This is a genomic window from Paenibacillus sp. J22FR5, assembly GCF_059691975.1.
Genome location: NZ_JCAUAN010000025.1, coordinates 63199 through 89569, shown reverse-complemented (window position 1 = coordinate 89569; position 26371 = coordinate 63199). Strand labels below are relative to the sequence as shown.

Below are 26371 nucleotides of genomic sequence, written 5' to 3'. Positions count from 1 at the left end.
GATCTATGTTAACAGTGTATTTCGTAACAACAGGCTTGTTATCGTGTAAATACCTTGTTATCATTAAAACAAGTGCACCACATTCAGGTGTCAAAAGGTAAGAAAAGCAACTATCGGGGCCTATGCGAAGAAGGGGCCCGGCTTTAGAAGTAGCTTTTCATGCCAATGGTGGTGATCAACCTTTGATGGTTCATACTTTTCAAGTAGAGAAGCCGCTGCAGCTGGTCATGACGGGTAAGTTCGTTGCTCCCTCCCCCGATTGGATGCACATGAGAAGAATGCTGATAGATTACGAGCTTTTCGTGCAGACCAAGGGGATTTTGTATATCGCGGATGAGCAGGAGATGCATGTCTTGCACGAAGGCGATTATATGCTCATGCCTCCTGGGATCAAGCAGTACGGCTATCGTGCATCGGACTGCAGTTTTTATTGGCTTCATTTTATGACAGAACAACAGGCGATCATGTCACAATTGGAAGAAGCTTATGAATGCCCCTCCGAATCCATCGCGATTCCAAGCAAGGGCACATTAAGCAACGCGGATAAGATCATTGTCATGATGAAACAACTGCAAGATTCGATTCGAAGTTATCAAGACCCGACGCTGAATAACTATTTGGTAACGAGTATTCTGTGCGAGCTAAGCAATCAAACTTTTAGAACCAGGAAAGCCTCTCAGCCAAAGTTGAAACAGCAGCAGCTATATAACGACATTGTTGACTACATCAAGTGGAACCGTGGTGAACAGCTTAAGACGTCACATATTGCGGAGCACTTCGGCTACAATGCTAAATATTTATCGCACCTTTTTTCCAAGATTGCCGGGGTACCGCTCAAACGGTATATTTTGCAGCAGAAGATTGAAGCCGCGTCCTTCCTGTTAACCGACACGAATATGACTGTCAATGAAATCGCGTTGCAGCTCGGTTTTCATGACAGCCAGCATTTCATGAAATTGTTCAAGCAGATGACGAATCTTACGCCGACCGGCTTCCGCAATGCAACTGCCAATCGATTATTGTTCTATAAGTGACCCTCCAGGGATGTAAACGGACAATAAACAAAAGCCAGTCTAACACATTAGTTTTGTGTTTTGACTGGCTTTTTATTTGATTACAGCACATAAATTATGCATAAATATGCATGCATGATTTATACGGTTGGACAAGAAAACGGCAGCGGGAATATCGCCGAGGCCGGCAACTGTTCCCTGTTTCTATAAAGTATCCGCTTGGATCTTTCCCGCCAGCAGCACTCTTGATTATTAAAAGAGTACATTAATCCAATATTTCCGGATGAGACCATTGAGAAGGTGTTAGCTTACCCGCGCTAGAACCAGCATCGACTGTGATTGCTGAACCACTAATGTAACGAGCCAAATCAGAGGCTAAAAATAATGCTAAATGTGCAACTTCCTTTGGATCGCCTAGTCTTCCATTCGGAGATAGTAACTTTGCGTATTGTTGAATAACTTCTTCAGGTGCATTCCCCCAAATTGAAGTCTTGATGGTCCCCGGACAAATTGCATTGACGGTAATGTTGTGAGGTGCATAATCGAGTGCCGCACTCTTTGTAAGACCTACAACGCCATGCTTGGCCGAAGTATAAATAGCCATAGAACTATTGCCTAACAAGCCAGCTAAAGAGGCAACATTGATTACGAATCCTGCTGATGCTTTAGACTTAAGAATCGCTTCGATTCCAAACTTCATACCCAGGAATACGCCTTTTAGGTCAATAGACGTTAACTTATCAAATTCGGATGTTGAATATTCATGAGTTGGCCTATTATCAGCGCTAATACCCGCATTATTTACAATACCGTCTAAACGGCCATAAGCTTCGACTGCAAAGTCAACCATTCCTCTTACTTCTTCTTCCTTGCTGACATCCGTCTTAAAGAAAGACGCCTCTCCACCTCTAGATTTAATTTCTTCAACTACCCTAGAGCCCTTTTCAGTATTGATATCGGACACAATGACCTTCATACCATTTTCCGCATAACACATCGCAATTGCCTTACCAAGACCATCGGAAGCGCCTGTAACAATTGCGACTTTGTCTTTTACACTAGAGAAATCTGTCATTTATAAATCCTCCTTATTAGATGTGAATGCATGAATCTGGGTATGGCTAAGGCTACTTGCTCTTATCTTAAGGTACTCCGTATTCCCTCTCTAACGTTTAAACGACTTTATTATAGTACTTGAACGACTTGAAGAGGCCTCTTCTTTGCCTCCTCGCGCATAACGGCGCAAAAAGTCGTTTGAACGTTATGGATGAGTCGTTTGATTGTTAGTTGTCCATGAGGCGTCGCTATAAAATGGAGTGGCAGCTAATAACCGAAGTTGAGGAGGAGTAGGCATGGCACATTTTCCAGAAGGTTTTTTATGGGGGGCATCCACTGCAGCGCATCAGGTGGAAGGCAATAATAGGAATTCTGATTTTTGGCTGATGGAAAACTTGGAGGGCTCGGTGTTCAAGGAACCGTCAGGCGACGCAGTAGACCATTATAACCGTTTTAAGAGTGATATTACTGAGATAGCTAATATGGGATTGAATTCCTATAGGTTCTCCATTGAATGGGCTCGAATCGAGTCGGAGGAGGGGCAATTCGAAGCGTCAGAAATTGAACATTATCGGGAAGTTCTACTTGCGTGTAGAGAAAATAATATAACTCCGATTGTGACTCTCCATCATTTCAGCTCTCCGCAATGGCTCATTCGGCTAGGAGGTTGGGAGTCGGCGGATACGCCTGCCCGATTTGCACGATATTGTACACATGTCATGCGTGAATTAGGCGAATTGATGCCATATGTATGTACGATTAATGAAGCGAATATCTCCATTGGAATCAAAAAAATCATAAAGCGTCACGAAGCCCAAGCGGGGGCACCAGGTGCACAGGTTGGCATGAATATGGACATGATGTCTCAAATGCAAAAATATTTTGGGGAGCTGAGCAAGGCTTTTGGTTTGCCTCCAACCGAGGTTCACTCGTTTCTGGCTCCACGCACGGATGAGGGCTTGGCCATCATTTTTCAAGCGCATATGGAAGCGAAAGCTGCAATTCGGCAGATTAGTCCGCATACACAAGTCGGAATCACCCTATCGCTATACGACATCCAGAGTACTCCTGGGGGAGAAGAGAAGGCGGCTTATGCAATGCAGGAGGAGTTCCTTCAATTCCTTCCTTATTTGAAGGACGATGATTTCTTCGGGTTGCAAAACTATACGCGGATGGTATATGGGCCTAATGGCATTCTGCCCGTGCCGGAAAGCGCAGAGACGACACAAATGGGGAACGAATTTTATCCGGAGGCGCTTGGAGCTGTTGTCCGATATGTTAGCGAGCATCTGAAAGTACCAATTATGATTACTGAAAATGGAATCGCAACGGATGATGATACACGTCGTGTTGCTTTTATCGATCGCGCCTTGAAAGGTGTCCATGATTGTATGGCGGACGGATTGCAGGTTTTGGGCTATATGCATTGGTCCTTGATGGATAATTTTGAGTGGCAGCTTGGGTTCTCTAAACGTTTTGGACTCATTGAGGTGGACCGTACGACTCAAGAGCGAACCGTTAAGCCTAGCGGCATTCATCTAGGAAACATCGCTAGAGAAAATGCGATCTAAGAAGAGGAGGAGGGAAAGATGGGTATGAAACTGCAAAATAAAGTAGCCATTGTAACAGGAGCTGCCTCAGGTGTTGGCAAAGCGATTGCGGAACTGTATGCGGAGGAAGGCGCCAAGGTCGTGGTAGCGGACCTGAATGAGGCCGCCATCTCAGCGGTTGTCGATGGTATTAACCAAAACGGAGGCACGGCCATCGGCGTTGCCGTAAACGTTATGAAGGAAGATGACATCCAAGTCATGGTAGACAAGGCTTCAGAAGCATTCGGAAGTGTCGATATTCTCGTGAACAATGCCGGGATCATGGACGGCTTCCGTTTGATCGAAACCATTGAAGATGATTTGTGGGAGCGGGTCCTCGCGATCAATTTGACCGGTCCCATGCGTGCCATTCGCAAGGCGCTTCCGTTCATGTTGAGGCAAGGAGCGGGCGTAATTGTAAATATTGCTTCGGCCGCTGGCATAACCGGAGGCAAAGGCGGGGTTGCTTACACCTCTTCGAAGCACGGTCTTGTGGGACTGACTAAGAATGTAGGCTATATGTACGCAAAATCCGGCATTCGTTGCAATGCGATCGCCCCAGGCGGCGTTAGAACAAGCATCATGAATTCGATGGGCAACATCGACATGGGGGGCATACAGGTGTTTCAGGAAGGAGCGGCAACGCAGCGACGCGACGCGGTCGACCCGATTGAGATTGCTGCTGTCGCTCTTTTCCTTGCATCCGAAGATTCAAGGTTTGTTAATGGGACCGTAATTGCGGCCGATGGCGGTTGGACGGCATATTAAGACAAACAAAGGACTGAGCGGGAGCGTGCCCGATCAGTCCTTTTCTTTCGTGCGAGAAGTCGTTTTAACGTTAATGGGAAGTCGTTTGATTGTTAGATAGACGAGAACATATCCATTATGATCAAGGTAAGACATTTGAGTATAAAACGGAAAGGAAGGGATTTTCAGATGGAAAAAGCCGTATCGGCGACTGTACCGCGGGTGGGAATCCAGTACAAGAAAAAGGAGAATCGGTACCGTAAATATTTGCCACTTCTGACCATGATGGCCCCAGGACTTCTTTACCTGTTGTTTAATAACTATCTCCCGATGCTCGGGATCGTAATTGCCTTCAAAAAAATAAATTTTGCTAAAGGCATTCTTGAGAGTGACTGGATTGGATTTAAAAACTTTGAGTATCTCTTTAAGACATCGGACGCTTTTATCATTACCCGAAATACGATTCTTTACAACCTATTGTTTATTGTTCTTGGAACCTTTTTGTCCTTTGCCTGTGCAATCTTGTTGAACGAGATCAAAAACAAAGTATTGCTTAAGTTTTATCAAAGCGTGATCACGTTGCCGCATCTGATTTCCATGGTCATTGTCAGCTATTTGGTATATGCCCTCCTAAGTGCGGATACGGGATTCATGAACCACACGGTACTCCCTTGGTTTGGAATAAAAGACGGCATTTCTTGGTACACTGAAGAAAAATATTGGCCTTGGATTCTAACGTTGGTTCACTTCTGGAAAAGTGTTGGTTATTCGAGCATTGTCTTCTTTGCTGCATTGCTTGGAATTGACGAAGAGTATTATGAAGCTGCGAGACTCGATGGCGCAAGCCGATTGCAGCAGATCCGCCATATTACCTTGCCGATTCTAACACCAGTCATCATCATGTTGACGCTGCTCAGTATCGGAAGAATTTTCTACTCAGATTTCGGCTTATTTTATCAGGTTCCTATGAATTCAGGAGCATTATTTAACACAACGGCTACGATCGATACGTATGTATTTAAAGGATTAACGGGCAATGGTGATATTGGCTTGTCCACAGCAGCAGGTGTATATCAATCTATCGTTGGATTTGTACTTGTTATGCTTGCCAACTATATGGTGCGACTATACAACAAAGATAACGCATTGTTCTAAGGAGGTAGACACACATGAAAAATGAAAGCAGAGGCTTGACGTGGTTCAGCCATATTATGATGTTCTTATTCACAGTCATTTGTATTCTCCCGTTCATACTGCTTGTTTCCGCTTCGTTAACGGATCAGAATGATATTATTGCACACGGTTATTCGTTCATCCCCCATACGTTTAGTACGGCTGCGTATGAATATTTGTACGAAAGAGGGGGGGATATCGCCCGTGCTTACGGAGTGACAGTCTTCGTTACGGTAGTCGGAACGGTATTAGGGGTAGCTATGACGGCGCTTCTGGCTTACCCGTTATCCAGAAGTGTGACCCCGCATCGCAATTTGATTATGTTTATCGTCTTCTTCACCATGTTATTCAATGGAGGATTGGTTCCCTCCTACTTGGTGTATACACAAATCTTCCATATTAAGAATACGATTTGGTCCTTGATTGTACCAGGGCTCCTGATGAACGGATTTTACATTATGTTGATGAGAACCTTCTTTCAGACGACGATTCCAGGTGCATTAATTGAATCCGCACAAATAGACGGAGCCGGAGAATACAGGACCTTTTGGTCAATCGTGCTTCCGCTGTCAACCCCCATATTGGCGACGATTGGTCTCTTTGAATGTATCATGTACTGGAATGATTGGCAGCTAGGCATGATCTATATTACCAACCCCAAACTTTTCAGTATACAAAATCTGCTTAATCGAATCATGCAGGATATTCAATTCATAACTACCAATATGACGAACAATACAGGCGATGCTATGCAACAAATGCCTACAGATGCTGTAAAAATGGCCATTGCAGTCATTGGGGTCCTCCCGATCTTGGTGGCGTACCCATTCTTCCAAAAATACTTTATTAAAGGAATTATGATTGGTGCTGTAAAAGGATAAAGCAAGCACTGACTGGATTTCTCCATATACGCAACGCCACAACTGACTTATTACGGTTGTGGCGTTGTCAGTTGTTATAAGCTTATGATAGATTTGAAATTTAAATTTAGATAACAAGAGGAGCCGAAACGACATGAATACTCCCGTATGGTACTGGAGACGAGCCCCATTGCGAGTCAAGTTAATCGTCAGCGTGCTTATAATGACGATGCCGCTGGTGGGGATGCTCTTATACAACAACTATTATGCGATTCATGTCGTTCGCGGTCAGGTTGCGGATTCCTATAAGAATATGTTGAACCTGTACACGAATCAAAGCGATTCCCAATTAGACGACATCGACTCTTATATGAGTACGGTGGCTGGTACCGGTTATGATTTGTTATCGCTTAGCCAGGCGGCAACGGATGGAGAGTATTACAGCTCTAAAATATATTTGTTTAACAAGTTAAGTAATGATATTAACTTATACGATCCGATAAGTTCTTTTTTTGTATATACGGCTCACAGGCAAGATTTTTTAAACATTTCTAAGAATGACCCTTCTGCCATTAAGGAAAAAGAGATTATTGAACATTATATGATTGATTATATTCATTCTGAGCAATTTTCGATGGGGAGTTCCTCTAAGGTTTGGAAATATGTCCGGATTAACCAAGATAATTACTTCATTGACATCGTGCGTTCGGGGGACACCTATCTTGGAGCTTTGATTAGTACTGATGAATTAGTAAAGCCCCTTCGTTCTCTTCAAATTGGAGAAGAGGGAGAGGTCTTATTAGCCAATATGCAAGGCGAACCTATTTCCGATTCAAAACTAGTAAGCGAATATGGGATTGACCTGCAACAGAAAGTAAACGAATATTATATTTCAGGCACTAAAAAGAAATTTCTTGTAGTTGGAGCTCCTTCTCATCGAGGGGACTTCAGTTTAATTGCATTGATACCCGATCAATATATTTTGGCCAAGCTGCCGTATCTTCAGTCCATCATTTGGTTCATCACCATCGCCGCGTTCCTCTTTATCCCCATCGGGCTCTATTCCATGAGGCAATCCATTTTGGTGCCCTTATATCGGTTGCTGCGCACCATGAAGAAGGTCCGGGAAGGAGACTGGAGCAGCAGGGTTGAGCTGAGCAATACTTCGGGGGAATTTCAACTGATGGGTGGGGCTTTTAATGCCATGATGTCCGAGGTGGAACGGCTCCGCATTAACGTCTACGAGGAGCAGCTGAATAAGCAAAAGGAGGAGTTGCAGCGGCTGCAGCTGCAGGTCAATCCTCATTTTTTCTTGAATACCCTTTATATTATTTATAATCTGGCCAAGATTAAGAATTATGAATTGATCTTGGAAATGGCGATGTCTTTAAGTGAATATTTCCGATATATGTTCAGAAGCAATACTTCTTTCGTACCGCTCAAAAATGAACTTGAACATACTCAGAATTATTTGAAGATCCAGCATATGCGATTTCCGAAAAAACTGAAGTGGACGGTCCATTCGCCGGATTATTTATCGGATGTCCCGATTCCTCCGCTAGTCATTCAATCTTTTGTCGAGAATTCAATTAAACATGCCGTCACATGGCCTCTGACCATTGACGTACAGATTGAATTTCTGATTGAAGAGCGCGGCTCCAGAATGAAAATAAGCATCAGAGATACAGGAGTTGGATTTAAGAGCGACGTGCTTGAAAAGCTGCAGGCAGGCGTAAGTGTGGAGAATGAACGGGGCGAATACACCGGGATCTGGAATGTGGAACGGCGATTACGTTTAATGTACGGTCAAGCCGCGTCCATTCAATATGATAACGATAAAGAAGCTCGCGGCGCGATAATCGATATTATTATTCCGACAAATCCGGGATTGGAGGGAAACCGATGAATTATCATCTGCTCATTGTAGACGACGAGGAACTCGCTATCGAAGGAGTGAAATCGGACATTGATGTGCAAAAGTTGGGCATCACCAAATTGCTTAATGCCATCGATATCCGAGAAGCCAAAGACTTGTTCGTAAGAGAAAAGATTGACATTCTGCTGTGCGATATTGAAATGCCTAACGGCAGCGGCTTTGATCTGCTTTCTTGGGTGAAAGAGTACTCTCCGAACACGGCGACGATCTTTTTTACCAGTCATGCCGATTTTAAATATGCCAAAGAAGCGTTGCAGTTAGGGGGTATTGATTACTTGCTCAAGCCTGTCCGAGCGGTCGATTTGGAAAACGCCATCCGCAAGGCACAGGCCGTTATAGATAGAAACAGTGAATTTAAAAGAAACAGCCAGTCCCATCAATTATGGCTCAAGCATCATTCCTTTATCATCGAACGGTTCTGGGTAGAACTGATTAACCATTCCATACCCAGCCAGCCGGCCGCGATCCGAGATCAAGTAGAACTCCATCATATTCCGATTTCCGAGGAATCGGTTTTTCTTCCCATTCTTATTTCGGTCCAGAGATGGAAAAAAGGGTTAAACCGAAGAGATGAGAAAATCCTGGAGTACGCTCTTAAAAATTCAGCTGAAGAAATCCTGATCGGCGATCGAGCTAACGGAATATGCTTTCAAGTGGATTGGGGAAAGCTTTTGATCATATTGGTCGCAAATCGAGGGACGAGTTGGGAGTATGAACCCCTTAGCAGGGCATGCCAACAATATATCGATTCTTGCAACGAATATTTTTACTGTGATCTCTCCTGTTATTTTGGACAATCCGTGGAAGCCTATCAGATGACAGAAATGGTTGCGGAATTACGGAGACGTGATCGAAACAATGTTGCCTTCGTGAATCAAGTCTTTCTTCAGCTTGATGGTGAGAACACGATTCCTCCTGCAAAGTTGCCCACATTGGGAGTAGTTGCGTCTCTTATGAAAACAGGCACTACGGATACAGTCATTCATGAAGTGGAATCGATTTTAGAGAGCCTAGTCAGTGGTCAAGGTATAGATGCCAAATTGTTGCATCAATTCAATCAAAATTTTACACAATTGGTGTTTTCATTTCTTAATTTGAGAGGCATTGAAGCCAATCAATTATTCGGAGATGAAGAGTCAAGACGCATTTCGGAGACGGCCGTGCGGTCCATAACGGACATGATGGCCTGGGTTCGTCATTCCGTGAGCAAAGCGATGAACCAAGCGGAAGAGGTTAAAGAGACAGAAAAGATTGTCCAGGTCGTCAAAATCTTTATCTCTCAAAACATAGATCAGGATATGACTCGCGAGATGATCGCGGACCAAGTTTTCCTGAATCCGGATTACTTAACGAGAATGTTCAAGAAAGAAACGGGCCATAACTTATTTGATTATATTGTTCTGGAAAAAGTCAAGGTGGCGAAGGAGTTATTGTCCCAGACGGACCGCTCGATAGGAGCCATCGCTTCTACTTTGGGCTATACCAATTTTTCGTATTTTACAAAGATGTTTAAAAAACATGTGGGGATCGGGCCATTGGAGTATAGAAGTCAATTCAGTAACATTCAATAAGTCGTTTTAACACTAATCTGAAGTCGTTTGAGTGATAGTCGGTACACGAAGAAGAACGATATGATGAAGGTGTAAATCCAAACAACTTATTGGGGGGCATACGATGAATAATAAAGCTAAACTAGCCACATTGTCGCTTGTTTCGGTTATGGTAACAGGGATGATTGCCGGGTGTTCGTCTTCGAAGAATGAAGGAGGCAATGGTTCTACTGCTGCTCCAGCTTCCAGCGCAAGCGCAAGTTCGAACAATGCAACGAAAGATCCGTATGAAATCGCAATTGCCATGCCGGCATTCGGAGCAGTTCCTAAGGATATGCAAGCCGTGCAAGATGAGATTAGCAAAATAACGAAAGCTAAAATCAACGCAACGGTAAAAATCATGCCCATCAGCATCGGGGCCTGGTCGCAACAAATGAATTTGATGACTTCTGGCCGTGAGAAGCTGGATCTGTTCTTTGAATTTGGTGCGGGGTATAGCCCGGATGTGGCGACTGGAAAAATAGTCGCGATCGACAATCTGTTGGACAAGTATGGTGAAGGCATCAAAAAACAGATCGATCCCGCCTATCTAAACAGCGTTAAAATTGAAGGGAAAACCTATGGCGTGCCTGTCTATAAGGATTACACGACTGGGGTTCCCGGGGTTCTTATGCGGAAAGATTTAGTGGAAAAGTACAAAATTAATGTAGCATCGATCAAGACGATTGATGACCTGGATCAAGTGTACAAGACAATTAAGGATAATGAGCCTACTATCGCTCCGCTCGGAGCCGGGTTATCCATGCCGTCGGATGTATATGTTTGGTATGATAAACTGGGGGACCGTTTGGGAGTTTTGCCTGGGTATGACAATGGTCTAAAGGTCGTGAACTTGTTTGAGACCAAAGAGTATGAAGATTATTTGAACAAGGTCCATAGTTGGGCTAAGGCGGGATATCTCAACAAGGATGCCGCTACAACGCAAGCTAACGGCTCGGATTTATTGAAAGCAGACAAGGCATTTTCTTATTTCATCGGCCTTAGACCTGGTAACTTGGAATCGGAAATCCGAGCGAATGGCAAAGAGCTCGTTTTTGCACCATTAATGCCTAATATTTATTCGACTACCTCCAATGCGCAAGGGGGGTTGTGGACCATATCCGCTAACACTACTAACCCTGAACGCGTCATGATGCTCATGAATCTGATGTACACGGATAAGGATCTTGCCAATTTGTTCATTTACGGCATTGAAGGGAAGCACTATGTGAAGGTGTCGGAGAATGCGATCGATTACCCGCCAGGCACCGATTCGAAGACGGTTGGATATTCGATTCAAAGTTGGATATATACGAATCCATCCCTCGCATATCTGATGAAGTCAGACTTACAGGAAATGTGGAAATTGACGGCACAAGCCAATCAAAAAGCAATCAAATCGAAAGCGCTCGGCTTCACATTCAATTCGGAGCCGGTCAAAAATGAGGTTATTGCTCTTAAAAATGTAACAGATCAGTATGCCAAGGGGTTGGAGTCAGGAACACTCGACCCGGCCGATAAGTTACCTGACTTCAGAGCCAAACTGAAAGCCGCGGGTATCGATAAGGTCATTGCGGAAAAACAGAAGCAACTTGACGCTTGGGCGGCTGCCAACAAAAAATAGGAAAGATCAAAACCGGGTTCCATTTTTTAATGGGCCTGGTTTTTTTATTCGGATATTTGATTCCAGATGGGAAGTCGTTACAACGGCATAGATAAGTCGTTTGAGTGTTAGTGTGCTCTTTAGATTGAGCTTATGATGATTGTAAATCCTTTAGTTTTTGAGAAGGGACAACTGTGCTTAGAGAAAATGGTAAACGAGCACGGGATACGGATTGATCGGAGTGCTAAACGAAAGGAAGGAAGAAAAAAATGGCTGAATCAACTATTCAATATTCAAACCCGGTAATCCCGGGCTTCCATCCCGACCCGAGTGTTTGTCGGGTAGGTTCAGATTTTTATCTGGTTACAAGTACGTTTGAATATTTTCCAGGTGTCCCGGTCTTCCATAGCCGTGATCTCGTTCACTGGAAGCAAATCGGACATTGCCTAACCCGCCAAAGCCAACTGGATCTAGAAGGCTGCAGAAGCTCAATGGGCATTTATGCGCCAACCATTCGCTTCCATAATGGCCGTTTCTATATGATTACGACGAATGTTAAAATGTTTCGCAATTTCTACGTTTGGGCGGAAAAGCCGGAGGGGCCATGGTCCGAGCCGATTTGGCCGGAATGGCCGAGTGTTGATCCATCTCTATTTTTTGATGAAGATGGGCGCGTCTATATTACAGGAACCGGCGGATTCTTTGGGGACGAGCCGAAGGGGATATATCAAGCCGAAATCGACCTGGAGTCCGGAAAACTGTTATCTGAACGACGTCTCATCTGGCAAGGCACGGGTGGTAAATCGGCGGAAGGCCCGCACCTGTATCGGATTAACGGGAAGTATTTTTTGATGATTGCAGAGGGAGGGACCGAGTACGGTCACATGGTTACGATCGCAAGGAGCGATTCGCCATACGGACCATTCGAAAGCAATCCTGACAATCCGATCCTGACTCACCGGAGTTCGGGCAGTTCCATCCAGGCAACGGGCCATGCGGATCTCGTCCAACTGGAGGATGGGAGCTGGTGGGCCGTTTTCCTGGGGATTCGTCCAGTATCCGTACCTTTCAGCGGGCGGCACCATCATTTAGGACGCGAGACGTTCCTAGCTCCGGTTACCTGGTCCGCGGACGGATGGCCGGTGATCGGGGATGGCGGCAAGATTGCGGAGAACATGGATGCAGGAACGCTTCCGCTTGTAGCCGATGAGTCACCTTCGACGGACGTTGATGATTTTAATTCGAACCGGCTGCAATTGGAGTGGAACTTCTTAAGAAATCCGCGGGACGAGGACTGGTCTCTGGAAGAAAGACCGGGCTGGTTGACCCTTCGCGGCTCAGCCGTAACCTTGAATGATACCGGTTCTCCGGCATTTGTCGGGCGGAGACAGCAGCATTTTCGATGCAGCGTTTCTACGCTAATGTCATTTGAACCCGTACATGAAGGCGAAGAAGCTGGGCTTACGGTCTATATGAATGAGCGGTTCCATTATGAAATAGCGCTTACCTGTGGAGCAGAAGGACGCCGCCAAGTGATTCTTCGCAGGCGAATCGGGTCGCTCTGGAAAGTGGAGCTGGAAGAAGAGTTTGAAGGCTCAGACATCATCTTCGGTTTGGAAGCGGAGCCAGCTAAATACTCGTTCTATTACTCTACCCCGAATGGGGAGCGTAAACCCTTTGGATCCGGCGAGTGCTCATTGCTCTCGACTGAAGTGGCCGGTGGTTTTACGGGTGTGTACTTTGGGCTGTACGCAACAGGGAACGGCAAATCGTGTACGGTTCCCGCATCGTTCGATTGGTTTCAATATACGCCTACTATGTGACGTGGCACATGAACTGCGTAAAAGATCGATTCCGGACTTTAATTATCAATCTTAGCTTTGGGAGGTTACCAAAATGTTGAAAGTAGTATCATTGCGAACGGAGTATCTGGAAAATCCCTTGGGATTGGATACGCAAAAGCCTCGTCTAGGTTGGAAACTTCGGAGTGATGGCAGAGACGTCATACAAACCGCATATCAAGTTCAAGGATCTGCAAACGAGAGCTTCACTAACATGATTTGGGACAGCGGCAAGGTTGAGATGGACAAATCGCAGGGCATTCTGTATGAGGGTCCGGAATTAAAATCGCTTGAACGGATCTATTGGCGAGTTAAAGTTTGGAGTAATCATGAAGGGGAGTCATCCTTCAGCGATCCCGTTTTCTTTGAAACTGGATTGCTGAACGCTTCGGATTGGAAGGCCCGTTGGATTGAACCGGAGAAAGAAGTGGACATTCACGCCTACAAGCCGGCTCCTTATATCCGGAAGGAATTCACCGTAAAGAAGGGCCTCAAATCGGCCAGAGCTTGCCTGACATCGAAGGGGTTGTACAGCTTTTATCTGAATGGAAGCGAGGGCACGGACCATCTGTTCACGCCCGGTTTCACTTCTTATTACAAACGCCTGCAATACCAAGTTTACGATGTAACGCCATTCTTGCAAGAAGGCTTCAATGCGCTAGGTGTCATTCTCGGGGACGGTTGGTGGAGAGGGGCTACGGGTGGAGCAAGTTTAAAGAACAATTTTGGCTATAAAGTAGCTTTTCTGGGGCAACTCGTGTTGGACTACGAAGATGGAAGCCGCGAGATCATCGGCAGTGACGACTCCTTTAAGACTTCCCGTGGGCCTTTGCTTAAATCGGACATGAAAGCTGGAGATCTTTATGATGCCAGAATCAACATAGAGGGATGGAATCAACCTTCCTATGACGATTCCTCCTGGGAGCCTGCCCAGCTCACAGCCGATGGATTCGACAACTTGATTGCTACTCGGAGTGTCGCGGTAAGAGAGAAAGAAAGATTTACGCCAAAAGTAATACGAACGCCAAATGGCGAAACGATTCTTGATTTGGGTCAAAACATCGCAGGTTGGGTAGAAATGAAGGTTCAAGGCGACGAAGGGACTGAGATTGTTCTAATCCATGGGGAAGCCTTAGATAAGCACGGAAACTTCACTCTACAAAATCTGGCGGATCATGGAACGCTGGAGGATTTCCAAGAGATCCGTTACATTACGGCTGGTAACGGTGAAGAGCGCTACCGTCCGCGGTTTTCGATCTTCGGCTTTCGCTACGTACTCGTTAAGAATTATCCAGGAGAGATTATACCCGAGAATTTTACTGCTGTGGCGGTGTATTCCGACTTGGACGAGACGGGGGATTTCACCTGTTCGAATCCATTAATTACCCAGTTGGTATCTAACTCCAAATGGAGCCAGAAGGGAAACTTTATGGAGGTGCCTACCGATTGCCCAACCCGGGAAAGAGCCGGATGGACAGGGGACGCACAAGTATTCTCTAGAACGGCGTCGGATTTCATGAACGTGTACCCTTTCTTTGAAAAGTGGATGGCCGACGTTGCGGCGGAACAATTCGCTGACGGTTCGGTCGGCAGTACAGTGCCAACCGTTATTGGGCATCACAGCATAGAGGAATGGGAAAGATTCATGGAGCAAAATAACAACCCAATGGTGGCCATGCGCAGGCCGAAACCTGGTACAGCCAGTATCCTTGACGGTTCTTCAGGCTGGGGCGATGCGGCTGTTATCATTCCATGGACGATGTATCTTTGTTATGGAGACAAGACTATTTTAGAGAAGCAGTTTGATTCAGCGAAGGCATGGGTCGATTACATGGCTGCCTGTGCGAAGAATGCGAATGAGCTATACCAAGATTCGCCTGCTTATCAACAATATACGGACGGGGAACTTGACGCTGATTACATCTGGGATACAAGGTTCCATTGGGGGGAGTGGCTTGAAACTGACACTGAGTTTGCTGATCTCATGGCAGTTTTGAGCAAAACCAAAGGAAACCATCCGGATGTATCAACCGCCTACTATGCCTATTCCACCCGATTGTTGGCTGAAATGGCATCTGTGCTGGGGAAGGCTGAGGAAGAAGCCAAGTACCAAGCACGTTATGAGAAAATTAGACGCGTATATAATCAATATTTTATTAAGGATGACGGCTATATATTGGAAGGCAGGCAGGCACCTAATGTCCGTACGTTAGCATTCGACTTGGCGTATGAAGATAAGAAACAAGCTATCGCCGACAGGCTGGCCCAGATGGTTGTAGAACAGGATTATCACTTGAATACTGGTTTCCTATCGACACCTTTCATCCTTCAGGTGTTGGCGGATTACGGACATGCGGATATCGCTTTCCGGTTGTTGGAGCAGGATACGTGTCCTTCGTGGCTGTATGCCGTTAGCAACGGTGCGACGACCATTTGGGAGAGTTGGAAAGGAATTAAGCCAGATGGCGAATTGTCAGGATCTCTGAATCACTATTCGTATGGCGCTGTTTGCGACTTCCTCTTCGCGGGTGTAACGGGAATTCGTCCCGTTTGGGAGACCCCTGGTTACAAGCACTTTATGTTGAAGCCAACAGTTGGAGGTACGCTCACGCAGGCGTCTGCAACGTATGAATCCCTCTATGGAACCATTAAATCGAGCTGGGAAAAAATGAATCAGGGCGTAACCTATCGTTTTGAGGTGCCGGTGAATACGACGGCGACGATCATGATTTCAGGCAATCAAGATGATCTTAAGGTAGTATCGGGCGAATTCCCGGATGCACGATATGAAGATGGACGAATTGTATGTAATGCGGGAAGCGGAGAATATCAATTTACAATTTTGGCAGGGAGAGTGGCTACACAATGAGAAGATGTATTGAGATAAATGATGCTTGGCGATTTATTCGGCAGAACGAAGAACAAGCTGAAAGTGAATTGTACGATGATAATCATTGGCATACTGTGAATATTCCCCATACATGGAACGCGATCGATGGAGCAAATGGCTATGAATATTATCAAGGTGCGTGTTGGTACAGAAAGGCTTTTACGGTTGAGCCATCATACGAGGGAAGTAGAGTGTTTATCGAGTTCAATGGATCTAACAGTATTACTGATGTATACGTAAATGGTCAGCATATGGGGCAGCACAAAGGCGGGTACTCCACCTTCAGGTTTGACATTACAGACGTCGTTAAACATGGAGCTGAAAATGTACTTGCGGTAAAAGTTGACAATACGGTTGTGGATGACGTTTATCCTCAGAAAGCGGACTTTACCTTCTACGGGGGGATTTACCGCGATGTGAAAATGGTTGTTACGTCATCTGTTCATTTTGATTTGATGGATTATGGTTCACAGGGCATATATATTGTTCAGGAAGAGGTATCTAAGGAAAGAGCCCAACTGAGCATTAGAACAAGACTTGTAAATGACAGTAATGAAGAGAAAAAAATTAGACTTTGGGCAGATATTTTCGATGCTGATAATCAAATTGTAACCTATGCCTCTAAGGAAGTTATACTGGCTGCAGGAGAAACCAAGACAGAAGAGCTGCCTTGCGTCATTGACAATCCAACACTATGGCATGGTAGAAAAAATCCGTATATGTACAGTGCCAACATTTCAATGATTAGCTTTAATGACACGATCGATGAATTATCGATTCCTTTTGGAGTAAGATACTTTCATGTTGATCCTGAAAAGGGTTTCTTCTTAAACGGCGAGCATCTGCCTTTGCATGGTGTATCCAGACACCAAGATAGAAAGGATATGGGCTGGGCCATTACGGAACAAGAGCAAGTCGAAGATATGGCATACATTCAAGAAATCGGAGCATCTTCCATTCGGTTAGCCCATTATCAGCACAGCCAATATTTTTATGATTTGTGTGACAAAGAAGGTATGGTGGTATGGGCTGAAATCCCCTTCATTTCGGTTATGTCGCAGAACGAATTGGAAGGGATCAATGCAAAACAGCAGATGGTAGAATTGATCAGACAGAACTATAATCATCCTTCCATCGTATTCTGGGGGATACAAAACGAAATTCAAATCGGTGGTGAACGACCGGAGGTCAGAAGACTCGTTAGAGAGTTACATGATTTGACGAAAAAAGAAGACCCGACTCGGCTAACGACGATGGCCAATGTTTTATTCGTCAATGAGGAAGATGAATATAACCGTATGACGGATGTAATTGGTTACAATAAATATTATGGTTGGTATCACGGTAAGACTGAGGATTTTGCGCCTTGGCTTGATAAGTTTCACAGCATTAACCCCGATGTGCCGTTGTGTATATCCGAATACGGGGCAGAAGGTATTGTCCAATACCACAGTACGGATCCAAAGGTAAAAGATTACACGGAAGAATATCACGCCCTGTTCCATGAGAAGGTTTGGAAGACCTTCGAGGAGAGACCTTTCCTTTGGGCTACTTATGTATGGAACATGTTTGATTTCGGAGCGAATATCAGAGATGAAGGTGGAGTCAAAGGAAGAAACAACAAGGGACTTGTCTCCTATGACAGAAAGATCAAGAAGGATGCCTTCTATATGTATAAGGCTCATTGGTCTAATGATAAATTTGTTCATATCACGAGTAAGCGCCATGTTGATAGAGCAGAGAACAGCATTCATGTTAAGGTGTATTCAAACTGCAAAGAAGTAACGCTATACGTAAATGGAAATGAATTTCAATCTAAAACAAATGATGATAAAGTCTTCATCTTCGAAAATGTATCCCTGGCTGAGGGCATGAATGAAATACGTGCAGTGGCTACTGAAGATAATGCTCAATACGTAGATATTGCAAAATTTAATAAGGTGGATGAACCGAATCCAAGTTATGAAGCCCCAGTAGAGGAAAAAGGCGGCGAAGTTACGAACTGGTTCCAAATGCCTGATTTGGATGGAGAAGAGATCGAGGAATTACAGTTTACGGACGATGTTTACTCCAGTCGTTGCACGTTTAAAGAACTTTTTGAGAATGAGGATGCGGAAGCGGTCTTAAATAAATATTTAGGAGAAAGTTTTAGAGCGCAACCAACGTATGGCATGACGCAAGGATTTAAGATCGATATGTTGGCGGAAATGGCGCCCGAGCACTTCACTGAAAAGCTGTTATATGCACTAAATAGAGAACTGACAAAAATCAAAAAAAACAAGTAATACTGATTTGCTGATTTAAACTTCCATTAAGAGTAACGAAAAAAGTCGGTAATTCCGGCTTTTTTTGCATTTTCTCCAAAGTAAGGTGCAAAGATGCTCACGATGGCTGAACCAATCGCCGAGCGGCCGGGTATCGGGATTCTATAAGCTTATCGCGCAAATTGTATTTATGAGTATAATGAGGATATATCTTTCCCAGACTTTACAGCGTATATAGTCATATATGATTTTCCATGGTTTGCGCCACTTAAATTAATCAATAATGAACGAAAGGGGCAAGAGAGATGGCAGTACAATCAAGATGGATGCCAATGATCGCATTGTTAACTGCAGGCGTACTGTTTGCCCTAACAGCGGCAGGATGTACAAGAGCTGGTTCGGGTAGTAGTGACACTGCAGCTGGAAATGCTTTTGGGAGTGAACAGAAAAAGGAAGTTAAGACCGTTAACATTCTAATGTTTAGCGATTATGGGAGAATGCCTGGGCCAGACGATAAGCAGATCAAATATGTTACTGAGAAGACAGGTATTGCAGTCAAAACAGAAACGCTGCCTTGGAATGGCGGTACTACCTTTACGAAAGGATTAAACGTTAAGATCGCAGCGAATGAACTTCCGGATTTGTTTTTGCCTTACGGGGTTGAAGATACGCTGCTAAAGCAAGGTACTTTGCTTGCCTTGGATGATCTGTTGCCAAAGTATGCGCCTACCTTGTGGAATGCAATTCCTCAGGATGTATGGGATAGCGTACGAGCCAACTCTCCAGATGGAAAAATCTATTTCATACCTAGAGTCAATTTGTTTCCAAGGTACAGTTCACTGATTCGCAAAGATTGGTTAGACAAGGTAAACATGAAGGTTCCGACAACGAAGGACGAATATGTTGCCGTCCTTAAGGCATTCCGCGATCAAGATCCCAATGGCAACGGCATCAAGGACGAGTTTCCGACAAGCGGTCGGGAACTGGGCCGTTGGATGGATGACTTGTTCTTGATGTATGGTACTGCAGTGGTAGAAGGCTACCCGGTGTGGGATTTATACAACAATGATCTTACATATTCGGCTGTAACGCCGAACATGAAAGAAGCCATTAAATTTGCCAGCGAACTTTACAAAGAAAAGTTGCTGGATAATGAAACTTTCTTGAATAAAGAACCAACATGGAAAGCAAAGATCCAGCAAGACAAGGTCGGAAACTGGTACCATGTTCCGAATGCGCTCAATCAAAACTTCTACGAGAATTTGTCTAAAGTTAATCCGAATGCCTATATTGTCGGTATGGCAGTGCCAAAGGTAGAAGGGTTTAATGGCTTTACTCCGATGCCGCGAATCAATAATTTGGAGTGGGCCATTCCCAAATCATCCAAAAACGCTGTGGAAGCAATGAAGCTTCTGGAGTTTTACGCGAAACCTGAGAATCGTGATTTTGCAACTTTTGGGATTGAAGGCGAGCATTATGAAGTGAAGGATGGCAAGAAAAAACGGTTACCATTAAGTCCGGACCAGACTTACTTATTCGATTTATTCCCGGTTACGACAACGGAGCAGATAACCAAAACGCTTAAGGATCAATATGAACCTAAGGTAGCTCAGATGATGATTGACGCGATGATGGTTGGGGAAAAAGACGGTAAGACGATCGCTGGCGATGGAATTCCTGTTTCGATCTATGACGGCTTCCCGGATATCAAATCGCACAAGCTTTATCAAGAATATATGTCGAAAATTATAGTCGGTGATTGGCCGATTGAAAAATTTGATGAATTCGTACAAAAATGGAAAAGCAGTGGCGGAGACGAAGTGACGAAGCGAGCGCGCGAGTGGTTTGCAAAGAAGAAATAAGGGGAAAGCAAAGCATGAATATATATAAGTTCAAAGCGAAATTGATTTATTCAAATATCAAGACGAGATTAATTCTCATACTTACACTCGTCATTTGCTTGGCTATCGCTATAGTAGGAATTGTAATGTATAGTCTTGCTAAATATTCGCTTCTAGAGGAGATCAAGATTCCACACCAGCAGGTGCTGACATTCGTCCGGGATGATGTTGACAGGAAAATGGCCGATATCATTACAACTTCTATTTATGCGGTCCTCGACCCGCTGACCATTGATTTTTTGCGTTATGACAATCATAGAAGTATGGATACCATACTTGGGGTCGTATCAATGCTAGATACGTTGACTCAAAATAGTTCGATAATAGACAGTATCTATATCTATGATGAGAAAAATCGGCATGTTGTTGGCAGTTCGCCTTATGGTTTTAATTCCAGTATTGAAACATTCGGTGACAAAAGCTGGCTTTCTCTATTAACTCTAGCCGAGAAAGACACAAATAATTTGACATTCGTTAAAAGAATGAAGGACCAGGGCGAAGTTATAAGATTAATTAGAAGAATATACGAAGATAATAAAATAACAGGCTATCTGGTGATAAACCTTAAATCTTCAAAGTTATTTTCCCAAATGATTCCTGCTGAATCCAATAGGAATGAAGCAATTCGGATCATTCAAGACTCGAAAGGAGAAACTTTGTTTTCGGTTGGCGAAATCAATAAAGAGATTTCGAATCCTAGCCGATATTTTATAACCAAGATGACCTCCATATCAACGCAATGGAATTACATTTATGCAGTACCCCAAGAGCAAATTTTTGGGAAATTGAAATGGATTCGAACCATGACTTTCTTGGTGTCCGCTGTTACCATGTTGATTGGAATGATAATCATCTTCCAAATTAACCGTATCACGTTTAGACCCATTGAACGAATTATCAAAATGGTTCAGAACCATCGGAATGAGGCAATGGAGGTTGACTTGGCTCAATTGGAATCCTATGTCGGCAGGCTGCTTACTCAACTTACTTTCTTGCACGGCAGCAACAAAGAATTAAAAGCCAAATTTCTTCAGGATATGGTTTACGGAAGGCTAAGCCGCAAGGAATTTGATCGGAAGTGGCGATTGTTATATTCGGAATGGCGCTCCGACCTGCCCGTTTACGCAGTTATTGTCTCAGTGGATGCTTATTACAATTGGCTGAATGCCTACAAACAAGATGACCAGCTAGTGCTTAAGTTTGCGGTGGGCAATATTTTCGAGGAAATTCTTGGCGAGAGTTATAGAGTGCAGTTTGAAGATTTGACTCAGGACCGCAGTGCTCTCATTGTACAACCCCTGTCCTCAGATATCGAATTGCAAGTGCTGTATGATAAACTTCTTTACGCGATCGAAGTCACGAACCAGCTGTTAAAAATGCCGGTATCTGTCGGTGTTGGCGAACCGCTTCATCCTATCAACAGCAATCTAAGCATTCGCTACAAGCAAGTAGAAGGTTTGCTGATGGACCGCTTGTATGCCGGCTATAAGAAACTCCATGTCCCGGAGCAAGCCTTACAATACTCAGAAACGTCGGGCATTGGCTCTAAAAACGAAACAATCCATGAGATCGTGCAAGGAATTAGAGAAGGCAAAACGGAATATGTAAGCGGCGTCTTAGAGAAAATACGAATCGATTGGGAAACGGCTATGACAAAGCCTCCATACGTTTTTCGTTGGTATTCTAATCTAATTAAGGAAATGATAACAGAATTCAGAGACCAGGAAGATGAACAATTTCAGGAAATGATGGAATCATTGGATTCTCTTCAAACATTGTCATTTGCGGATTTGCATCAAATGGCTTGGGAGGAAGCCACGAAATTGGCAGAAGAGGTGAAGAAAAGAAAGCCAACGAAACATGATAACTACTTGAGGAAAATGATTGATTATATTCAAGAGAATTACCCGGAAAATATCGGCGTAGCTCAAGTAGCTGAGGCAGGAGGCATTAGTATGTCCCAGGCGAATAGTATCTTTAAACAAGAGACCGGAAATGCTATATATGATTATATAACGCATGTACGAATTGAGAAGGCGGAAGAATTACTCAAGAATACGAATTTGAAGGTAATCGAGATTTCGGAGAAAGTCGGATACGCGAGCGAAAACAGCTTTATTCGTAATTTTAAAAAAATCAAAGGGGTTACACCTGGCAAATTTAAAGAGTAAAAAGATTCAAATAAGAAGCGGAGAAGCCGAAAAAGCTCTCCGCTTCTTATTTTTTTATACACAAATCCAACAATTCATCCCTATATCCGCCTCTTTTACGGTAGTTTGCTGGATTCAGTGGTGGAATGTACAACTTCAATGTTGAGTCAACATACAGATACCCGTATTCTTGAGTCAAATCGAAGTGGAGGAGTCAGGTGGAGCTGAAGCCAATCACATTATCTAACAATTAAGAAGCAGATACAGGAGGGGAATAAATTGAAAGTAGTTGCATCTCATCGAATGAAGGTGTTTTGGCCGCTGTATATCATGGCCATACCGGGTATAGTTTTTCTCATCATTTTTAAGTACATTCCGCTTGCGGGTTCCGTTATCGCTTTTCAAAACTATTCTGTATTTAAAGGGTTTCTTGATAGCCCTTGGGTGGGCTTCAAAAATTTCGAAACCTTGTTCCATTATCCAGATTTCATCAGGGTATTTAGTAATACGCTGGTACTTGGCTTTCTGCGAATTGTGATCGTATTTCCAATCCCCGTTCTGTTGGCGCTCATGATCAATGAAATTCGGAAATCGGCCCTGAAGAAAGGGATTCAAACGGCTCTATATGTGCCACATTTTCTATCATGGGTCATCGTATCTGGCATTGTATTTGATATGTTTTCACTAAGCGGATTGTTTAACGTCGTGATCGGGTGGTTTCACCATGATCCTACCTTGGTTATGCAGGAAAGTTCCTATTTTCGTATTGTTTATGTGTTTACTTCTATCTGGAAAGATGCGGGGTGGGGAACTGTTGTTTATATGGCAGCCATCAGTTCAATTGACCCTCAGTTGTACGAATCAGCGATGATCGACGGAGCATCTCGGTTCAAGCAAATCCGGCACATTACATTTCCGCTGCTGCTGCCTACCGTACTGGTTTTGCTATTACTCGAAATCGGTAATTTCTTGGATTTGGGCTTTGACCAAGTATTCAATCTACAGACGCCAATGACGTATAGCGTAGGGGATATCTTAGATACGTACGTATTCCGGACAGGCATTCAGCAAGCGCAGTATAGCTTCGCGACAGCCGTCGGTTTATTCCAATCGTTAATTGGATTTATTCTGGTATTCACTTTCAATAAGTTGTCAAGAAAAGTTTCAGACGGGGGGTTATGGTAAGTATGCTTGAATCCAGAGGGGAAAAATTATTCGGTTCAGTTGTTACTGTCATCCTCCTGCTTGTATCCTTTATCGCGATTATTCCGCTGCTTTCCGTACTCTCGACCTCATTCAGTTCTAAACGGATGGTGGATATGAATCTGGTCACAATTTGGCCGAAGGAATTTACGTTGGCTTCCTGGGATTTTATGATGTATCGTCCCGACCTATGGAAGTCGTTCTTCTTGACGCTGGGCTCAACGGTGATTGGTACAATTCTGGCGCTGCTTGTCACGGCCCTTCTTGCTTACCCGCTGTCGAAAACGGAGTTTCGCTGGGGCCTCGTCATTATGATCGGTGTCGTGATTGCGATGATCTTCAAGGCGCCCATTGTTCCTTATTTTCTGACAGTACGAGGTATCGGGCTTTACAATAACCCATTAGTGTTAATCGTACCTCATATTCTAAATCCATTTAATTTGATCATTATGCGCACATTCTTCAAACAGTTTTCCAAGGAGTTGGAGGAAGCCGCATTTATAGAGGGCTGCGGATATTTCCGAATGCTGTTCCAATTTGTACTTCCGCTTTCCAAGGCTGTGCTAGCCACTTTGGCCTTATTCTACGGTGTTGTGTTATGGAACCAGTTCCAGCATCCGCTGATGTTCTTGCAGGACACGAATCTATTCCCGCTGCAAATCAAGATTCGGCAATTCATCACTGATGATAACATCTTGGTTACGGGAGCCGTCTCTACAGCTAATTTAGCGTATAATGAGCGCACACTCCGGGCGACAACCGTTATTTTTGCCATGATTCCTGTTGTGGCGGTATATCCCTTCTTGCAAAAATACTTCGTTAAAGGGGCTATGCTCGGTTCTGTGAAAGGGTAATCTCACATTGGTTTTACGGCTCTTTGAGTCTTAGAACATATTTGATTTCAAAAATTAGGGGGAAACAAGGAATGGTCATCAAAAAGCTTGGGGTACTTGCAGCAGTCAGTGCTATTGCTTTTACAGTAGTGACAGGCTGTACTAGCAAAACGAATTCTTCCGAAGGTGCAAGTTCTTCATCGGCTGCGCCGAACCAAGGGGCATCTTCGAAAGCGGAAGAAAATGTTGATATTGAAGTTTGGGGAACCAACATCGGCTATAAACCGATCACCAAAGGCAGCAAACTGTATGAATTGTACAAGGAGAAGTTGGGTGTGGGCGTCATCAATCCGTATGTGGAATGGAACGGAGGCACCAACTACTTAAACCAGTTGAACCTGAAGATCGCATCCGGCGAATTACCTGATTTGTTTCTGCCTTATCAGGGCATAGAAAATAACTTGGCCAAAAACGGCGCTATCGCCGATCTGACCGACCTGCTGCCCAAATATGCGCCGAACTTATTGCAAGCTATTCCGAAGGAAGTTTGGGATATCGTCAAGGCCAACGACCCTACCGGTCAGGGGAGAATCTATTATATCCCCGGTATGGTGGACTACGGAAGATACGGCGGCATGATCCGTCAGGATTGGCTAGACAAGCTGGGTTTGCCGATGCCGAAGACGCAGGAGGATTACGTAAAAGTTCTGGAAGCATTCCGGGACAAGGATCCCAATGGCAACGGACAGAAGGATGAGCTTCCAACTGGCGGCCGTCAAGAGGCTCGCTGGATGGATCATCTGTTTGCCATGTACGGTGTAGCCATGTTCGAAGGTTATCCGGATTGGGACATATATGACGGCAAGCTAACTTATTCCGCGGTAACACCTAATATGAAAGCCTCCTTGGAGTTCATCGCCAAGCTGTATAAAGACGGATTAATAGATAAGGAAACGCTTCTGAACGACAAAGCCAAGTGGGACGGCAAGGTTGGGGCCAACAAAGCCGGTAACTACTTCCATTGGGTAGAGCAACTCCCTCTTTATTTGGATAGTTTGCAAAAGAACAGCGGTGTGAAGGGCCAATTCTCTACACTCCCTATACAGGAAGTCCCAGGCTACAAGGGCTTCTATACCTGGAAGAGGATGACGCCTCCGGCATGGGTCGTCAAGAACAACAAAGACCAGACGAAGCTGATGGCCACCTTGAAGCTGCTGAACAACATGTACGACAAGAAAAATTGGAAGGATCTGTATCTTGGCGTGGAAGGCATGCACTATACGATGAAGGACGGCAAAGCCGTCAAACTTCCGGATGACAAGAGCAGCCAGGAGAACCTAATTCTTAATCCAGCTTCAGGTCTAGCGACACTTGATTTTACAACCGATCTCCTCAAGAGTACTGCATCGGCAGACACGATGTGGGAGATTGACCAGACCGTCCGCAATATGCAGGAAGCACAAAAATATGCTAAGACCATTGCTGGAGATGGTATGCCGGCCAGCGTCTATGAAGGTTTCCCAGATATCCAAAATCGCACACTCTATATTGAGTACGCGAGTAAAATCATTACTGGCCAATACCCAATCAGCAAGTTCGATGAATTCGTAGAGAAATGGAATAAATCGGGCGGCGGAGAGGTTACGAAACGCGCGCAAGAATGGTATGCCAAAGTGAAAAAATAAATGTTGAACGTTAATATCCGCTCGGCTTCTTTCGGAAG

General features: G+C 44.4%; 17 protein-coding genes. 16 read left to right on the top strand and 1 reads right to left on the bottom strand.

All coding sequences use genetic code 11. From position 1 onward, the window contains the following. Positions 1-185: 185 nt before the first annotated feature. Positions 186-1034: an AraC family transcriptional regulator gene (locus AC58P7_RS25110; protein ID WP_497347810.1), complete on the top strand. Its 849-nt coding sequence runs from the start codon at positions 186-188 to the stop codon at positions 1032-1034. A gap of 244 nt (positions 1035-1278) precedes the next feature. Here AC58P7_RS25110 and AC58P7_RS25105 read toward each other — a convergent pair whose 3' ends face one another. Next, positions 1279-2088, bottom strand: a complete 810-nt coding sequence (locus tag AC58P7_RS25105; protein WP_497347808.1) for an SDR family NAD(P)-dependent oxidoreductase — start codon at positions 2086-2088, stop codon at positions 1279-1281. A gap of 277 nt (positions 2089-2365) precedes the next feature. Between AC58P7_RS25105 and AC58P7_RS25100 the strand changes: the two genes are divergently transcribed. The 15 genes from AC58P7_RS25100 to AC58P7_RS25030 all read left to right on the top strand — a co-directional run bounded on the left by AC58P7_RS25100 (position 2366) and on the right by AC58P7_RS25030 (position 26333). Further along, positions 2366-3640 carry a glycoside hydrolase family 1 protein gene (locus AC58P7_RS25100; protein WP_497347806.1) on the top strand — a complete coding sequence of 425 codons (1275 nt, stop codon included), beginning with the start codon at positions 2366-2368 and terminating at the stop codon, positions 3638-3640. Between the two features lie 24 nt (positions 3641-3664). Continuing rightward, entirely contained in the window at positions 3665-4426 is a 762-nt protein-coding gene (locus AC58P7_RS25095) for an SDR family oxidoreductase (protein ID WP_497347854.1), read from the top strand. A gap of 261 nt (positions 4427-4687) precedes the next feature. Beyond that, the gene (locus AC58P7_RS25090) at positions 4688-5560 is read left to right on the top strand and encodes an ABC transporter permease (protein WP_497347852.1); all 873 of its coding nucleotides are present in this window, start codon (positions 4688-4690) and stop codon (positions 5558-5560) included. A gap of 14 nt (positions 5561-5574) precedes the next feature. Next, a complete protein-coding gene (locus tag AC58P7_RS25085; protein ID WP_497347804.1) occupies positions 5575-6459 on the top strand; it encodes a carbohydrate ABC transporter permease in 885 nt (294 codons plus the stop codon). 133 nt (positions 6460-6592) lie between these two features. Continuing rightward, positions 6593-8344: a sensor histidine kinase gene (locus tag AC58P7_RS25080; RefSeq protein ID WP_497347802.1), complete on the top strand. Its 1752-nt coding sequence runs from the start codon at positions 6593-6595 to the stop codon at positions 8342-8344. After that, on the top strand, positions 8341-9945 hold the full coding sequence (locus AC58P7_RS25075; RefSeq protein ID WP_497347800.1) for a response regulator transcription factor: 1605 nt from the start codon (positions 8341-8343) through the stop codon (positions 9943-9945). Before AC58P7_RS25080 ends, AC58P7_RS25075 begins: the two co-directional genes overlap by 4 nt. Before the next feature lie 103 nt (positions 9946-10048). Next, positions 10049-11587, top strand: coding sequence for an ABC transporter substrate-binding protein (locus tag AC58P7_RS25070; RefSeq protein WP_497347798.1), 1539 nt, complete (start codon positions 10049-10051; stop codon positions 11585-11587). A 248-nt stretch (positions 11588-11835) separates the two neighbouring features. Then, positions 11836-13389, top strand: a complete 1554-nt coding sequence (locus AC58P7_RS25065; RefSeq protein ID WP_497347796.1) for a glycoside hydrolase family 43 protein — start codon at positions 11836-11838, stop codon at positions 13387-13389. 73 nt (positions 13390-13462) lie between these two features. Further along, positions 13463-16276 carry a family 78 glycoside hydrolase catalytic domain gene (locus AC58P7_RS25060; protein WP_497347794.1) on the top strand — a complete coding sequence of 938 codons (2814 nt, stop codon included), beginning with the start codon at positions 13463-13465 and terminating at the stop codon, positions 16274-16276. Next, positions 16273-18582 carry a glycoside hydrolase family 2 protein gene (locus AC58P7_RS25055; RefSeq protein ID WP_497347792.1) on the top strand — a complete coding sequence of 770 codons (2310 nt, stop codon included), beginning with the start codon at positions 16273-16275 and terminating at the stop codon, positions 18580-18582. Before AC58P7_RS25060 ends, AC58P7_RS25055 begins: the two co-directional genes overlap by 4 nt. A 284-nt stretch (positions 18583-18866) precedes the next feature. Continuing rightward, on the top strand, positions 18867-20423 hold the full coding sequence (locus AC58P7_RS25050; protein WP_497347790.1) for an extracellular solute-binding protein: 1557 nt from the start codon (positions 18867-18869) through the stop codon (positions 20421-20423). Positions 20424-20437: 14 nt separating this feature from the next. Beyond that, entirely contained in the window at positions 20438-22633 is a 2196-nt protein-coding gene (locus AC58P7_RS25045; protein WP_497347788.1) for an AraC family transcriptional regulator, read from the top strand. A gap of 258 nt (positions 22634-22891) precedes the next feature. Then, positions 22892-23797, top strand: coding sequence for an ABC transporter permease (locus AC58P7_RS25040; protein ID WP_497347786.1), 906 nt, complete (start codon positions 22892-22894; stop codon positions 23795-23797). Positions 23798-23799: 2 nt separating this feature from the next. Beyond that, entirely contained in the window at positions 23800-24669 is an 870-nt protein-coding gene (locus AC58P7_RS25035; RefSeq protein ID WP_497347784.1) for a carbohydrate ABC transporter permease, read from the top strand. Positions 24670-24740: 71 nt separating this feature from the next. Beyond that, positions 24741-26333, top strand: coding sequence for a type 2 periplasmic-binding domain-containing protein (locus AC58P7_RS25030; protein WP_497347782.1), 1593 nt, complete (start codon positions 24741-24743; stop codon positions 26331-26333). Positions 26334-26371 lie beyond the last annotated feature (38 nt).

Coding starts and splice junctions, on each gene's coding strand:
- AC58P7_RS25095 (WP_497347854.1), top strand. CDS start 3,665: ATGAAACTGCAAAATAAAGTAGCCATTGTAACAGGAGCTGCCTCAGGT.
- AC58P7_RS25090 (WP_497347852.1), top strand. CDS start 4,688: ATGATGGCCCCAGGACTTCTTTACCTGTTGTTTAATAACTATCTCCCG.
- AC58P7_RS25100 (WP_497347806.1), top strand. CDS start 2,366: ATGGCACATTTTCCAGAAGGTTTTTTATGGGGGGCATCCACTGCAGCG.
- AC58P7_RS25045 (WP_497347788.1), top strand. CDS start 20,438: ATGAATATATATAAGTTCAAAGCGAAATTGATTTATTCAAATATCAAG.
- AC58P7_RS25060 (WP_497347794.1), top strand. CDS start 13,463: ATGTTGAAAGTAGTATCATTGCGAACGGAGTATCTGGAAAATCCCTTG.
- AC58P7_RS25080 (WP_497347802.1), top strand. CDS start 6,593: ATGAATACTCCCGTATGGTACTGGAGACGAGCCCCATTGCGAGTCAAG.
- AC58P7_RS25030 (WP_497347782.1), top strand. CDS start 24,741: ATGGTCATCAAAAAGCTTGGGGTACTTGCAGCAGTCAGTGCTATTGCT.
- AC58P7_RS25050 (WP_497347790.1), top strand. CDS start 18,867: ATGGCAGTACAATCAAGATGGATGCCAATGATCGCATTGTTAACTGCA.
- AC58P7_RS25065 (WP_497347796.1), top strand. CDS start 11,836: ATGGCTGAATCAACTATTCAATATTCAAACCCGGTAATCCCGGGCTTC.
- AC58P7_RS25075 (WP_497347800.1), top strand. CDS start 8,341: ATGAATTATCATCTGCTCATTGTAGACGACGAGGAACTCGCTATCGAA.
- AC58P7_RS25085 (WP_497347804.1), top strand. CDS start 5,575: ATGAAAAATGAAAGCAGAGGCTTGACGTGGTTCAGCCATATTATGATG.
- AC58P7_RS25070 (WP_497347798.1), top strand. CDS start 10,049: ATGAATAATAAAGCTAAACTAGCCACATTGTCGCTTGTTTCGGTTATG.
- AC58P7_RS25035 (WP_497347784.1), top strand. CDS start 23,800: ATGCTTGAATCCAGAGGGGAAAAATTATTCGGTTCAGTTGTTACTGTC.
- AC58P7_RS25055 (WP_497347792.1), top strand. CDS start 16,273: ATGAGAAGATGTATTGAGATAAATGATGCTTGGCGATTTATTCGGCAG.
- AC58P7_RS25110 (WP_497347810.1), top strand. CDS start 186: ATGGTTCATACTTTTCAAGTAGAGAAGCCGCTGCAGCTGGTCATGACG.
- AC58P7_RS25105 (WP_497347808.1), bottom strand. CDS start 2,088: ATGACAGATTTCTCTAGTGTAAAAGACAAAGTCGCAATTGTTACAGGC.